Source organism: Fuscibacter oryzae (genome assembly GCF_016765795.1).
Taxonomy (GTDB): domain Bacteria; phylum Pseudomonadota; class Alphaproteobacteria; order Rhodobacterales; family Rhodobacteraceae; genus Fuscibacter; species Fuscibacter oryzae.
In genome coordinates this window covers 247938-260821 of the sequence record NZ_JAESVP010000003.1, presented here as the reverse complement: position 1 = coordinate 260821, position 12884 = coordinate 247938, and the positions used below count along the sequence as shown (strand labels likewise).

General features: G+C 64.2%; 13 protein-coding genes. 2 read left to right on the top strand and 11 right to left on the bottom strand.

All coding sequences use genetic code 11. From position 1 onward, the window contains the following. Positions 1-22 precede the first annotated feature (22 nt). The 9 genes from JI744_RS07230 to JI744_RS07190 all read right to left on the bottom strand — a co-directional run bounded on the left by JI744_RS07230 (position 23) and on the right by JI744_RS07190 (position 8216). Positions 23-520 carry a holin family protein gene (locus JI744_RS07230; RefSeq protein ID WP_202659021.1) on the bottom strand — a complete coding sequence of 166 codons (498 nt, stop codon included), beginning with the start codon at positions 518-520 and terminating at the stop codon, positions 23-25. Then, a complete protein-coding gene (locus JI744_RS07225) occupies positions 511-1122 on the bottom strand; it encodes a holin-associated N-acetylmuramidase (RefSeq protein WP_202659020.1) in 612 nt (203 codons plus the stop codon). Before JI744_RS07225 ends, JI744_RS07230 begins: the two co-directional genes overlap by 10 nt. 89 nt (positions 1123-1211) lie before the next feature. Continuing rightward, entirely contained in the window at positions 1212-1658 is a 447-nt protein-coding gene (ccmE, locus tag JI744_RS07220; RefSeq protein ID WP_202659398.1) for a cytochrome c maturation protein CcmE, read from the bottom strand. A gap of 99 nt (positions 1659-1757) precedes the next feature. After that, positions 1758-2789, bottom strand: coding sequence for an N-acetyl-gamma-glutamyl-phosphate reductase (argC, locus tag JI744_RS07215; RefSeq protein WP_202659019.1), 1032 nt, complete (start codon positions 2787-2789; stop codon positions 1758-1760). 78 nt (positions 2790-2867) lie between these two features. Continuing rightward, on the bottom strand, positions 2868-3773 hold the full coding sequence (locus JI744_RS07210) for a T6SS effector amidase Tae4 family protein (protein ID WP_202659018.1): 906 nt from the start codon (positions 3771-3773) through the stop codon (positions 2868-2870). A gap of 63 nt (positions 3774-3836) precedes the next feature. Then, positions 3837-4607 (bottom strand): DUF1684 domain-containing protein, encoded by a 771-nt coding sequence (locus tag JI744_RS07205; RefSeq protein WP_202659017.1) that lies wholly within the window; start codon positions 4605-4607, stop codon positions 3837-3839. A gap of 53 nt (positions 4608-4660) precedes the next feature. Continuing rightward, positions 4661-6127 carry a ribosome biogenesis GTPase Der gene (gene der, locus JI744_RS07200; protein WP_202659016.1) on the bottom strand — a complete coding sequence of 489 codons (1467 nt, stop codon included), beginning with the start codon at positions 6125-6127 and terminating at the stop codon, positions 4661-4663. 48 nt (positions 6128-6175) lie between these two features. Further along, the gene (locus JI744_RS07195; RefSeq protein ID WP_202659015.1) at positions 6176-7552 is read right to left on the bottom strand and encodes an outer membrane protein assembly factor BamB family protein; all 1377 of its coding nucleotides are present in this window, start codon (positions 7550-7552) and stop codon (positions 6176-6178) included. Positions 7553-7556: 4 nt separating this feature from the next. Then, complete coding sequence (locus JI744_RS07190; protein WP_202659014.1) at positions 7557-8216, bottom strand: hypothetical protein; 660 nt, start codon at positions 8214-8216, stop codon at positions 7557-7559. A 172-nt stretch (positions 8217-8388) separates the two neighbouring features. Between JI744_RS07190 and JI744_RS07185 the strand changes: the two genes are divergently transcribed. Continuing rightward, entirely contained in the window at positions 8389-8943 is a 555-nt protein-coding gene (locus JI744_RS07185; RefSeq protein WP_202659013.1) for a hypothetical protein, read from the top strand. 15 nt (positions 8944-8958) lie between these two features. Here JI744_RS07185 and JI744_RS07180 read toward each other — a convergent pair whose 3' ends face one another. Continuing rightward, entirely contained in the window at positions 8959-10884 is a 1926-nt protein-coding gene (locus JI744_RS07180; RefSeq protein ID WP_202659012.1) for an ABCB family ABC transporter ATP-binding protein/permease, read from the bottom strand. Between the two features lie 114 nt (positions 10885-10998). Between JI744_RS07180 and JI744_RS07175 the strand changes: the two genes are divergently transcribed. Then, positions 10999-11409: an ArsR/SmtB family transcription factor gene (locus JI744_RS07175; RefSeq protein ID WP_202659011.1), complete on the top strand. Its 411-nt coding sequence runs from the start codon at positions 10999-11001 to the stop codon at positions 11407-11409. On the opposite strand, the gene JI744_RS07170 is transcribed toward JI744_RS07175, so the two are convergent. Continuing rightward, a complete protein-coding gene (locus tag JI744_RS07170) occupies positions 11387-12811 on the bottom strand; it encodes a LysM peptidoglycan-binding domain-containing protein (RefSeq protein WP_236019313.1) in 1425 nt (474 codons plus the stop codon). The two genes, JI744_RS07175 and JI744_RS07170, sit on opposite strands and share 23 nt — an antisense overlap. Positions 12812-12884 lie beyond the last annotated feature (73 nt).

Sequence of the window (12884 nt, the reverse complement as noted above, 5' to 3'; positions counted from 1 at the left end):
GGGCCGAGATCATCGCCAGAGGTTACTGCGCTTGCCCCGCCCGCCAGTCGGTCAGCGCGGGGTTGTCATCTTGCGGCCCCGTGCTGTCGGTGGGTTGGCTGGGAAAGCCAGTGGCGGTGCCCGGGCGGTTGCGAAAATAAAACGTCTCACGCGCGCCGAAGTAAAAGGCGACCACTGCCCCAAGCAGCCACCAAAGCGGCTCTGGCACCGCATTCAGCCCCACCATCCGCCCGGCAAAGGCCTGCGGATCGATCATCGCATAGATGAACAGACCAATGGTGCCAAAGGCCAGCAAGGGCCGTGGCAGCCGGTTCAACCCGTTGATCAGCCGATCAAACCCGCTAAGGGACGGGTTGGCGAATTCTGCCCCGAATTCATCCAGCGCCGCCATCTGCGCCTTGGCCGACAGCTCCATCCGCTTGGTGGCCGAGGGGGTGAAAACCTCTGCCACCCCCTTGACCGTATCGCCAATGGCAGACACCGCCGAGGGGCTGCCAAGAATCTGACCAATCACGCCCATGCTGCCACCCGCGCCCGATGCTGGGCATCCGACAGGCGGTATTTCGGGGCAATGAACTCTTCGGCGCGCAGAATCCAGCCGCCCTTGCTGCCATCGCGGCGGGTGGCGAATTTCCGGCTGGCCGGACGGGCATCGGCCAGGCTGTAGTAATAGTTCCGCCGCGCTATGCCATAGGCATCGACCAGATGGCTAGGCGCCGCCTCATAGGCCATCTGGGCCGCGCGGATGGTCTGAGGGCCGATTGCCCCATCGGCATCACAAGCAAAGCCCATGTCGGTCAACAGGCGCTGCAACACCCGCACCGCATTGCCGCCAGCATTGACATACATATCGAAAACCGACGGTTGCAGCGCCTCTGGCAGCGCCGAAACCCCGGTGCGCCGCCAGTAATGTTCGATAAAAATCTGCCTCGCCTGCTGCTCGGTCAGGCGCTGCACATCCTTGACGTCAACCCTGTCATCGCCGTTCACATCAATGCCAAGGCGGCGCAGCGTTCCCAGGGTGACCCCATGGTTGGTCGCCCCGCCCGGATCGGCCGGGTCGTTCACAAAACCGCCCTCGCGCGCAACGATGTCTTGCGCCAATTCCTCTACCGATTTCATCTTGCCCCTTCCGCTCCCCAAGGTGGCAGGGTGCGGCAGGGCGGTTAAGCGGGGCTGAGGGCGGCGCACGCTGCCAGCCGCCGGGGGCGTTATTTCTTCGCAGGTTCGACGTAGGTGCCCTGTTCTTTCAGCGCCTCGATCACCTCTTTGGGCATATAGGTCTCGTCATGCTTGGCAAGGATCTCGGTCGCGACAAAAGTGCCCCCTTGCATGGACCCGGTGGCGACAACGCCCTGCCCTTCGGCGAAAAGATCAGGCAGGATCCCGGTATAGGTCACGGGGACGATCTTGTTGTTATCCGTTACGCGAAAGGTGATCGCCTCGCCCTGCCCGCGCACCAGACTGGCCTCTTCGACCAGCCCACCAAGGCGGAACACCTCTCCGACCGCCGGGGGCTGTTCAGAGACCTGCGTGGGCGAGCGAAAAAAGTTGATGCCATCCTGCATGGCATAACCAATCAGCGCCGTGGACAAGGCCAGCGCCACGAAGGCCAGGAGAATGATCTGGACCCGGCGCTTTTTCTTCAGCCCCTTCATGCCCCGGAATTCACGCTTTGCGATTGCGTCCATCACCCTGCCCTCTTTGCGCCCCGGTGCCATGCCGGCGCGGGGCGCGCCTTGATCGCGGTCAATCGGTTACGGGAAAACCGGGGCCAGCATCAGACCCGCGGTTTCTTCGATCCCAAGCATCAGGTTCGCATTCTGGATCGCCTGCCCCGACGACCCCTTGGTCAGGTTGTCCAGCACCGCCACCACCACGGCATGGCCGGGAACCCGGTCGCCGATCACGCCCAGATGGCAAAAGTTCGAACCGGCAATGTCGCGGGTTGAAGGCAGCGCGCCAAAGGGCAGCACCTTAAGGAACGGCTCTGCCGCATAGGCCTTGGCCAGCGTGGCATGCACCACCTGCGGGTCGGCCTTGACATAGACCGTCGCCAGAATGCCCCGGTTCATCGGCAGCAGGTGGGGAGAGAACCGCACCTGCACCGGCCGACCGGCGATCTTGGAAAACTCCTGATCGAACTCGCCCAGATGACGGTGCTTGCCGCCCATCGAATAGGTATGGGTGCCGCCTGACAATTCGGCATGCAGCAGGTTTTCTTTCAAGGACCGGCCCGCGCCCGACACCCCGGCCTTGAGGTCGATCAGGATGTTGTCCAGATCAATCACCCCCGCCGAAATCAGCGGGCGCAGGGCGAATTGCCCGGTGGCCGCGTTGCAGCCTGTGCCAGCGACCAGCCGCGCGGTCTTGATCTCGTCGCGGTAAAATTCCGTCAGGCCGTAAACCGCCTCGCGCTGCAACTCCACCGCCGTATGCGGCTGACCATACCACTTTTCATATTCCGCCGGGTCACGCAGCCGGAAGTCTGCCGACAGATCGACGATTTTCAGGTTGCGCGGCAAGGCGTTGACCACGACTTGAGTGGTGGCATGGGGCAGCGCGCAAAAGCACAGATCAACGCCGGAAAAGTCGATCTCGTCGATCTTTTGCAGCACCGGCAGGTCCAGATGGCGCAGGAAGGGGAAGACCTGATCCATGGCCATGCCAGCCTTGCGGTCTGCCGACAGGGCCACGATCTTCATCGCCGGATGCGTGGCAATCAGGCGCACAAGTTCTGCCCCCGTATAGCCAGAGGCGCCGAGGATGGCGATGCGATGCTGGGTCATGGTCGTCTCCCGTCTGCGGTCGGCATGGTCATGCCGCAGGCGGGGCGGTTAGGCAAGCTGCCAATAAGGCGCAGGCGGTCACTTCTTCTTCGGCGCGACCTTGGCGGTCGGCCAGCTTGACTTGCGCGTGGCGGTCAACGGGCCGAAACGGTTCGATGTGCCCTCCATCCGCACCGGGCAGCCCCAGGGCACCGTGAACACCTCTTCCGTCGCCTCATTGCCGACGGGCTTCCAGTTGAAGGTCAGCTTCAGATCCTTGAACGTCACCGTGCCTTCGTTGACCATGTTGCGTTCGGGCAGCGACAGGGCGGTCAGCGGTTCCTTCTTGGTGTAGGACACGACGTATTCGGGCGACAGGTAATAGTAATACTGCTGCCCGTCCCACACATCCCACCAGCCGGTCAGCCAGTCGGGCAAGGGGTCTTGGCCGTCGTCGCCACTGGCCTGCCAGAACAGCACGCGCGGCTGGCCGAAAAGATAGCTCTGGTTCATGGACGAGCCGTCTGACGCCGGGGCACCGTTCTGCACGATGTCGGTATTGTCCCACAATTCGACATGCACACCCGCGCCGCCATTCCGGAACAGCACAAGGCCCTGCCGCCCGGTCATCGCCGACTTCATCGCAGCCATCTGCTGTGCGGGCGTGCCCTTGCCCTTTTTCAGATGAATATCCTCACCCGAGCCGAAAGTGGCGGTCAGATAATATTCCAACTCATCCACCGCACCCAAATAGCGAAAGCTGCCCAGCTTTGCCGTGGCCCGGCGAAAGCTGCGGTCGGGGATCTTGGTTTCCGGCCCCGACAGATTGAACGCCTCGCTGATCTGAAAGCAGCAGGGCGTGTTCTTGGGCGCGCCTTCGGGCAGGTCTTTGTTAAGCGCGTCCATATAGTTCTGGATATGGGCGGGCAGCTTTTTGTAGGTCGGATAGTTCTTCCGCAAATCGGCGAAATCAACCGGTATGCGGCCTAAACCTGCGGGGGCCATGGCAAGAACCTGTACTTGAATGACCACAGGCTACGCCTGCGCCCGCCTTCCGTCAACGAAAGGTCAAAGGGGGCGCTTCTCGCCCGCCTCGATGCGGAAGGGCAGAATGTTTTCGCGCGGCGGCAGGGGGCAGATGGCAAAGTCGGTAAAACCGCAGGGGGGCGTATGGGCCTTGTTGAAATCAAGGGTGATTTCGCTGCCCGTTACATCCTCGCCGATCAGAAAGCGCGCCGCCGGATAGGTTTCGGACCCCGCCGTCAGATCGCGGATCACGAACATGGGCGCGCCCGATTTCCAATGCGTCGGCATCAGGGTAACAACCTGCCCGTCATAGGAAAACACCGCCTGATGGGTCAATTGCACGGTTTCGCGCCGCCCGCCGATCATATCCACCTCGGCCTGCTGCGGGGCGGCCAACGGTTGCCATTTCGCGCGGATCACCCAGTCCGGCGCATCGGGGAAATATCGCAGGCCCACATCGCGCAGGCGGCGGGGATGGTCGATCCGACGCACCCGCAAGGCGGGCTGGCCTTCGGCGACATGGATCTCCAGAATCAGGTTGGCAACCGACAGGCGCGGCGGGGCACCGGGAATGGGGGTAAAGGGCAAGTCTTGCCCTTCGATGGCCAAGCTGGCGCTGCCATCCGCCGCAACGGTCAGAACGCCCAGATGATCCGGCCCGGCCGAGATGCGCAGCCCGTTATCCGCCGCCCGTCCCACGGCATAGCGGTTGCCGGACGCAATCTCGATCCGGTCGGTCAGATTCAGCCAGCCATCGGGTGCGGCAAGGGCGGCCAATCGGTCGGCACGCCATTCGGGAAGGGGTTGGGGCATGGTTATCTCCTTGGGCCGCAGACTGCACTGCCGTGACGCAAGGGGCAACCGCCTCAGTCCTTCTTCTTGTCCATATGCTTGCGCAACCGGCTGGGCGTGTGGAACTTGCGTTCCTTCCACGGGTTTTCATCACCCTGCCCTCGGAAGAACAGCCGGATCGGCGTGCCCGGCATGTCAAAATGGTCGCGCAACCCGTTGATCAGATAGCGCTTATAGCTTTCCGGCAATTCATCGGGGCGCGAGCATTTGATGACAAAGCCCGGCGGGCGCGTCTTGGCTTGGGTGATGTAACGCAGCTTGATGCGGTGGCCGCCCGGCGCGGGCGGCGGGTGCGCCTCGGTCATGGCACCCAGCCAGGTGTTCAGCCGGTTGGTGGCGATGCGGCGGTTCCAGACGTCATGCGCGCGGCGGATCGCATCATGCAGACGGTCCAGCCCACGGCCGGTCTTGCCCGACACCGTAACCAAGGGCGCGCCCCGCAACTGCGGCAGCAGGCGTTCAAACATCTCTTTCAGTTCGGCCAGCTTTTCCTGCTTTTCGCCCTCAAGATCCCATTTGTTCACCGCCACCACGACAGCGCGGCCCTCGGTCTCGGCAAAGTCTGCAATGCGCAGATCCTGCGTTTCAAACGGGATTTCCACATCCAGCAGAACCACCACCACCTCGGCAAAGCGCACCGCGCGCAAGCCATCGGCGACCGACAGCTTTTCCAGCTTTTCTACCACCCGCGCCTTTTTGCGCATCCCGGCGGTATCCCAGATGCGAATGGGCGTGCCCATCCAGTCGGCCTTCAGCGAAATCGCGTCGCGGGTGATCCCGGCCTCTGGCCCGGTCAGCAAACGGTCCTGCCCCAGAATCTTGTTGATCAGCGTAGACTTGCCCGCATTGGGCCGCCCGATCACCGCGATTTGCAGCGGCTTGGCGGTGGTCGGCTTGTGGGCATTCTCGTCGCCCTCATGCTCGGCCTCTTCCTCGGTCAGGTCCAGGTCGGTTGCGGGGGTGATCTCGGCCTCTCGGGCCGCAAATTCGGCCTCGAACGGGCGCAGGGCGTCGTAAAGATCGTCCATCCCCTCGCCATGTTCGGCAGACAGGCGGATCGGTTCGCCAAGGCCAAGCGAATAGGCCTCCAGCGCGCCGGAATCGCCCGCTTTGCCCTCGGCCTTGTTCACGCCCAGCAAAACGCGCGCCGATTTCTTGCGCAGAATTTCGGCAAACACCTCATCCGAAGGGGTCACGCCCACGCGGCCATCAATCAGAAACAGGCAGACATCGGCCATATCGACCGCGCGTTCGGTCAGCCGCCGCATCCGCCCTTGCAAGGAATCGTCGGTAATCTCTTCCAGCCCCGCCGTGTCGATCACGGTGAACCGCAGGTCGAACAGCTTGGCATCCCCCTCGCGCAGGTCGCGCGTCACGCCGGGCTGGTCATCAACCAAGGCCAGCTTGCGGCCCACAAGCCGGTTGAACAGGGTGGACTTGCCCACATTCGGGCGCCCCACGATGGCGAGGGTGAAACTCATCTTTCGCTCCGAAGACCCGGAAAGCGCGTGTCTTACACGCCCCCGCGCTTAACGGAAAGCGTGAATCTGCCCGTTGCCGCCCATGACCAGCAGCATCCCCCCCGCCAGAACCGGGGCCGAGGCCGCGCCACCCGGAATATCCGCCGTGGCCACCAGTGCCCCGTCAACCGGGTTGAACAGCCGCAACACCCCGTCAGACGAGGCGACCGCAATCCGCCCGCCCGCCAGAACCGGCCCGAAATGGGCGTAGATCGCCTTCCACTTCTTGGGCTTGTCCTTGACGTGATAGGGCATGTCGGTGGCCCAGATCACAGCGCCCGTCGCCGCATCCAGCCGCACCAGACGCGCCACATCATTCACCACGAACACCGACCCGCCGACGACCAAAGGCGCGTTCAAAGCGCCTTCTTCGGCCAGCCACAGCCGCTCACCCGTTTCGGCATTCATCGCCACCGTCCGGCCAGAGGCCGAACCGACATAGACCACACCGCCCGACACCACCGGATCGCCAGTGATGTCGCCCCGGCCCGAGGCCGCCAGATTGAACCGCTTGCCCACAACCGCACCGCGCCAGGACGGGGTGCCATCCTTCGCGTCGGCTGTTACAACTTCGCCCGTGGCAAAGGGCATCAGCACCTTGCTCCCGGCAATCGCCACCGAAGCCGGGCCCTGCACACCGCTGTTCTGGCGCGAACCGACAATCTGCCACAAAATCTTGCCGTTTGCCGCATCCAGCGCCATCGCGGTGCCATCACGGGCCACGGCATAGACCGTGCCACCCTCGACCGCCGGGGAACCGGCAATCGGCGCATCCATGCGCTGGCGCCAGATCACGGCACCCGTGCCCGCGTCCAGCGCCACAACTTCGCCGTAACCCGTAGTGGCAAATACCTTGCCGCCCGCCGCAGCAACACCGCCGCCAGCCACAGCACTCTTGCGGTCAAAATCCGCCACAAGCGAGGTTTTCCACACCAACCCGCCGCCCAGAGTCGCCGCTGCAACCGTGGTGCCGGAATCCATCGCATAGACCTTGCCGCCCGACACGACGGGGGCCGCCGTGATCCGGTCACGCCGGTTGTTGCCTGCGCCGATGTTCAGACTCCACACCCGTTGGGGCGTGGCTGACAGGCTGCCGCTGGCCCCGGTATGGGCCGCATTGCCGCCGCGCTGCGCCCATTCGGCATTGGCGACCGCAGCAGGCAGGCTGATCGGTTGGGCGGCAAAGCCCGCGCGTTCATCTGCCGGAACCGGCGCGGGTTGCCCCTCGACGGCTTCCGAATTCGCTAGGGGTTCAGAGACCGGAAAGCGCGTGCCTTCCAGCACCGCCTCTTTCTGACAGCCCGCCAGCGCCGTGCCTGCCAGCAAAAGCGCAATCCCAAGCCTGTTCGACCAGTTGCCCACCAAGGCCCCCTTCCCGATCCGCATCCGCTTACCCGGCCTTTACTGCTTCGGGTGGCGTTCCACCCAAAGCGGTGATTGCCTGCCCCGCACGCGCCTTCAGGCCCGAGGGCGATTCCTGATCGACCACCAAGGCCGACAGCGCGGCAATCGCCTCGTCCTTCTTGCCGTCTTCCAGCAGAAGATAGGCCAGTTGTTCTTGTGCCAGAACCCGCAGCGGGCGGCCCGGCACCGCAACCCCTTCAAGCAGCGCGCGGCGGTCGGCCAGGGGCATATCGGCCCCGGCCACCATCACCCGGCGCAGGGCCGCAATGTCGCGGTAAGCCACGGGCAGGCTCGAATCAGCCAAAATGGCATCAAGCGCTTGCAACGCCCCCGCCTTGTCGCCCGCAGGGTCCGAGGCCAGCATCAGCTCTTTCAGCGCAACCTGTGCGCCGTCAGCCGGAATGCCCGCAATCGCCTGCCGCCGCTCTGCCGCGCCGCCAAGATCCAGCGCATCCATCATGGCATCGCCAAAGGCCTGCGCTCGAACCGTGGCCCGATGCTTTTGCCATTCGTTGAAGGCGGCCCCCCCCACGATCAGCACGACCAGCAAACCACCGATCCAGCCATATTTGCGGAACATCGCAAAAAGCCGGTCGCGTCGCACTTCGTCAGTAACTTCGTCAATGAAACTGTCGGGGTTGCTCAAAGCCGCGTCTCCTTCTTCCCGACTGTCTTACACGCCCCTGCGCCGCCTTGCCAAGCCCTGCCCCACCTTGATCGTGATGGCGCGCGACTGTCCGCAGTCTGGCATCATTGGGCCATGCCAAGGTCACATTTGCCCGCAAAATGCACCCAATGGTGAATCAGGGATAACCACAGTGGATTACTCGATCTGGACGGGGGTTCTGATGCTGTCGGGCGCGGTTGGCGCCACGCTGATGACCGACCACGAGCAGGCTGACACGGATGACCTCTCCCATGCCCCCATGCCCGACCCTGTGGCGCATATGACAGCGGCACCTGTGGCGCCGGAGCACGACATCGCCGCCCACCGCGATACACTGGCCTGGTTTCTGGAGGGAGAGGATGGTCCCGGCACGCTTCCCGCACAAGCGCCAGAGGCAATGGATCATACCGCGCCAGACGCAGAAACCAACCACCACGATCTGGTCATTCCCCTAGAAGACCATGCCGAACTGCCGCTGATCGAGGGGTTCGAACCCGGCGGCCATGTGCTGGAACTGCTTTACACCCCCGCAACCGATCCGGCGACCGGCGCAGCCTTACCACCCGCCTTGTCGATTACGGCCAACGACGATGGTAGCGGCTCGATCATCTCGTTGGATGGAACCGCTGTGGCAGAGGTGGCGGGCGTCACCTCGCTCTCTCCCGACGATATCACCCTGGTGCCAGATCACCTTGCCGCCGCCTGATGGCAGGCAGGTTCGTCAGCTTTTCGGCGTATAGCGATAATTGCGATCCGGTGGCAGGTCGGTGCTGACCGCCTCGGCAACAAAGGTGCCGGGCAGGCCCGTCGGCTCGCTTTCATCCTCGTCGCCGCTCTCGTCCGCAGACTGGCGCGCCCACATCGCGGCATAGGTGCCGTCAAGCTCCAGCAGATCGGCATGGGTGCCGCGTTCGATCACAACGCCCTGTTCCATCACCAGAATCTGGTCGGCATCGGCGATGGTGGACAGCCGGTGCGCGATTGTGATCACGCTGCGGCCCTGCCCCATCTCGGCCAGACTGGTCTGGATCGACCGTTCGGTCTGGGTGTCCAATGCCGATGTCGCCTCATCCAGAATCAGGATCGGCGGGTTTTTCAGCAGCGTCCGCGCAATGCCCACCCGCTGCTTTTCGCCGCCAGACAGTTTCAGCCCGCGCTCGCCCACCGTGGTTTCATAGCCATCTGGCAGGGCTGCGATAAAGTCGTGAATCTTCGCCGCCCGTGCCGCCTCTTCAACCTGCTCGCGCGTCGCATCGGGGCGGCCATAGGCGATGTTGTAATAAACCGTATCGTTGAACAGCACGGTATCTTGCGGCACCACCCCGATCTGGGCGTGCAGGCTGGTCTGGCTGACTTGCCGAATATCCTGCCCGTCAATGCGGATCGCGCCGCCCGTCACATCATAGAACCGGAACAGCAGCCGCGCGATGGTGGACTTGCCCGACCCGGAATGACCGACCAAAGCCAAGGTCTGGCCGGGGCGGACTGTGAAAGACACACCTTTCAGGATCTGGCGGTCGGGGTCATAGGCAAAGCGCACGTCGTCAAACACGATCTCACCACCTGCCACCTTCAGCGCAGGCGCGTTCGGCGCATCGCGCACCTCTTCCGGCTGGCCCAGCAAACCGAACATCTGCCCCATATCCACCAAGGCCTGCCGGATTTCGCGGTAAACCGTGCCCAGAAAGTTCAGCGGCATGGTGATCTGGATCATGTAGGCGTTGACCATGACGAAATCGCCCACCGTCAACTGCCCCGCCTGCACCCCGCGCGCCGCCATGGCCATGACGATCACAAGGCCGATGGTGATCAGCAGGCTTTGCCCAGCGTTCAGCACCGCCAGCGATTGCCCGGTTTTCACCGCCGCCGCCTCATACCGCTCCATCGCGCGGTCATAGCGCGCGGCTTCCCAGCCTTCAGCGTTGAAATACTTGACCGTTTCAAAGTTCAGCAGACTGTCGATCGCCTTCTGGTTGGCGTCGGTGTCCTGATCGTTCATCTCGCGCCGGATCTTCACCCGCCACTCGGTCACCTTGAACGTATAGGTGACGTATAGCGTGATCGTCACGATCACCACCACCGCATATTGCCAGCCGAACACCCAGGCAAAGATGGCCGACACCATCGACAGTTCCAAAATCAGCGGCCCGATGGAAAACAGCATGAAGCGCAGCAGGAAATCGACGCCCTTGACCCCGCGTTCGATGATCCGGCTCAGGCCGCCGGTCTTCCTTGTGATGTGATAGCGCAGCGACAGGCGGTGAATATGGGTAAAGGTCTCCAGCGCCAGGCGGCGCAGGGCGCGCTGGCCCACGCGGGTAAAGACAGCATCGCGCAATTCGCCAAAGGCCACCGCTCCGAACCGCGCAAGGCCATAGGCCAGCGTCATGCCCACCGCGCCAAAGCCCAGCATCGTGCCTGCATCGGGCTTGGGACCTGTCAGGTGATCGACCGCAATCTTGTAGAACCACGGGATAGAAACCGAGACGACCTTGGCCACCAGCAGGAACATCAGCGCGATCACCACGCGCCGCTTGGCCCAAGCCTGCCCCTCGGGCCAGAGATAGGGCGCCATGCGCCGCATGGTTTGCAGACCACTGGCTTCGGTTGTGGAAAGGTCGGCGCTGGTTGCGGTGCTTCTGCGCATCGTGCTGGGGTCCTGAAGGGGATCTTGACGGAGGGTCTTGGATGTCCTGGCGGTTGATTGCGGGGCCGAACTGCGGTATCCCTAATCATTCAACGTTTCATGAGTAGTTGAAGAATGAAGCAGAGTAAAGCCCTCTCGGCCTTGCAGGCGCTGGCGAACGAGGACCGGCTGGCCCTTGTGCGCCTGTTGGTGCCGCATGGCGCAGACGGGCTGGCTGCGGGAGAGATCGCGCGCCAGATGGGGCTGTCGGCCTCTCGGTTGTCGTTCCATCTGGCCCAGTTGGAACAGGCGGGTCTGGTCGGAGCGCGCAAGGTGGCGCGCAACGTGATCTATGCAATCGACGCGGGCGGCTTGGGTGAGACCATTGCATTTCTGCTGACCGACTGCTGCCTTGAACACCCAGAGGTGGTGGCCTGCTGCCGCCACGGGCGCGCCGTGGCAGCGCCCGTGATTGAGGCTGCATCCACGCCAGAGGCCGCGCCTACGGTGCCGCAGGACGCGCCTAGGGCGCCTTTGGAATCGTAAACACCTGCCCCGGATAGATCAGATCGGGGTCACGGATGCGGTCCTTGTTCGCCTCGAACACCTGAACATACATCACGCCGTCGCCGAATTCGGTTTTGGCAATGCCCCACAGGGTATAGCCGGGCTGAACCGTGACCGTCAGGGGAGCAGGCGGCGGGGCCACTGCGGGCTGGGCGGCGGCAGGCGGGGCGGCGGCAGGCTGGGCGGTGGCAGGCTGGGGCGCCGCGGGTTGGGGGGCGGCTGGTTCTGCGGCGGTGGTTTCAGTGGCATCGGTTGCCGTTGCCGGTTCCGGCGTGGCACCTGGCTGCGGCTCGGCGGTCGGGGTGGGTTCTGCCGGTTGTGGGGCACCCGCTCCGCTGCCCAAGGCAGCGGCCAGCGCCTCGGTCGTCTCGCGCTTGAACGGGGTCTCGAACCGGGCGGTCACCTTGCCATCTGGCATCACCAGATCGGCCCGCAGGGTGTAAAGGCCCGGCGCAACATCGGGCAGGGTCACCGTCCAGGCGCCATCCATCTCCACAGGGGCGGTCGCCACGGATTTCTGGTCCAGATACAGACGCACATCCTGCCCATGCTGGCCGCGCCCGCCGACCTGCACCGCCCCGTCGGCGGTATAGGCGATGGAATCGATGGTCAGCGCGGGGGCAAAACCGGGCGTCGGCGCGGCCCCTGATTGCAGCACCTTGACGCCGCTGCCCGCCACCAGCAGCGCGGCGGGGGGAGAGGTGAAACTGGGCTGCGCGGCTTCGGTGGTCTCTGCTATTGTGGCCGTGGCCTCGGCTGTAACACCAGCGGCGGGTTCGGCGGCGGGCTGAGGTGCCACCTCGGCCACCTTCGGGGCGGCAACCGGCGCAACCGCGACCATCTCTTTTGCGGCAGTCTCAACCCCGCCGACAATCGTCACAAGTTGCATCAGGCGCGGAGCGTCCGCAGGCGGCATGGTGAACAGCAGCGCAAACTTGCCCTGCCCGTCCGCCTTGCCCGCCGCCACCTCGGCCCCGTCGATCCGCAAGGACACGGCTGCATCGGGCGCGGCAGAGCCTGCGACCGTGGCCGCACCATCCGGGGCAACGCGCACCACATCGAATGCGGGCAACATGGCAGCTGGCGGTTCGGGTGTTACTTGTTCCGGTGTGGTCTGGTCGGGGGTGGTCTGCCCAGGGGCAGTCTGCTCAGGCGTCGCCTGGGTCGGTGCAGCCGCGGGCACCGCCTCGGCGGCAGGTTGCGCCGCGGGTGCAGGCGCTGCCCCCTCAACTGCCGGTTCCGCAGCCTTGTCCTGTGGCACATCAGGTGCCCCGCTTGGCGGGCCGCTCAACCCCAGCCAGGCCGCTACGACGACAACCGCCGCCACCCCTGCCCCCGCCGCAACGCCCATCGCGCCGCTTTTTCCACCTTCACCAGCCATGTTTCCCCCCGATCGCGCGGCCTGTTCCCGGCCGCTGCTTTCCTTTGCTTCAGGAACCCCTATAGATGCCGGG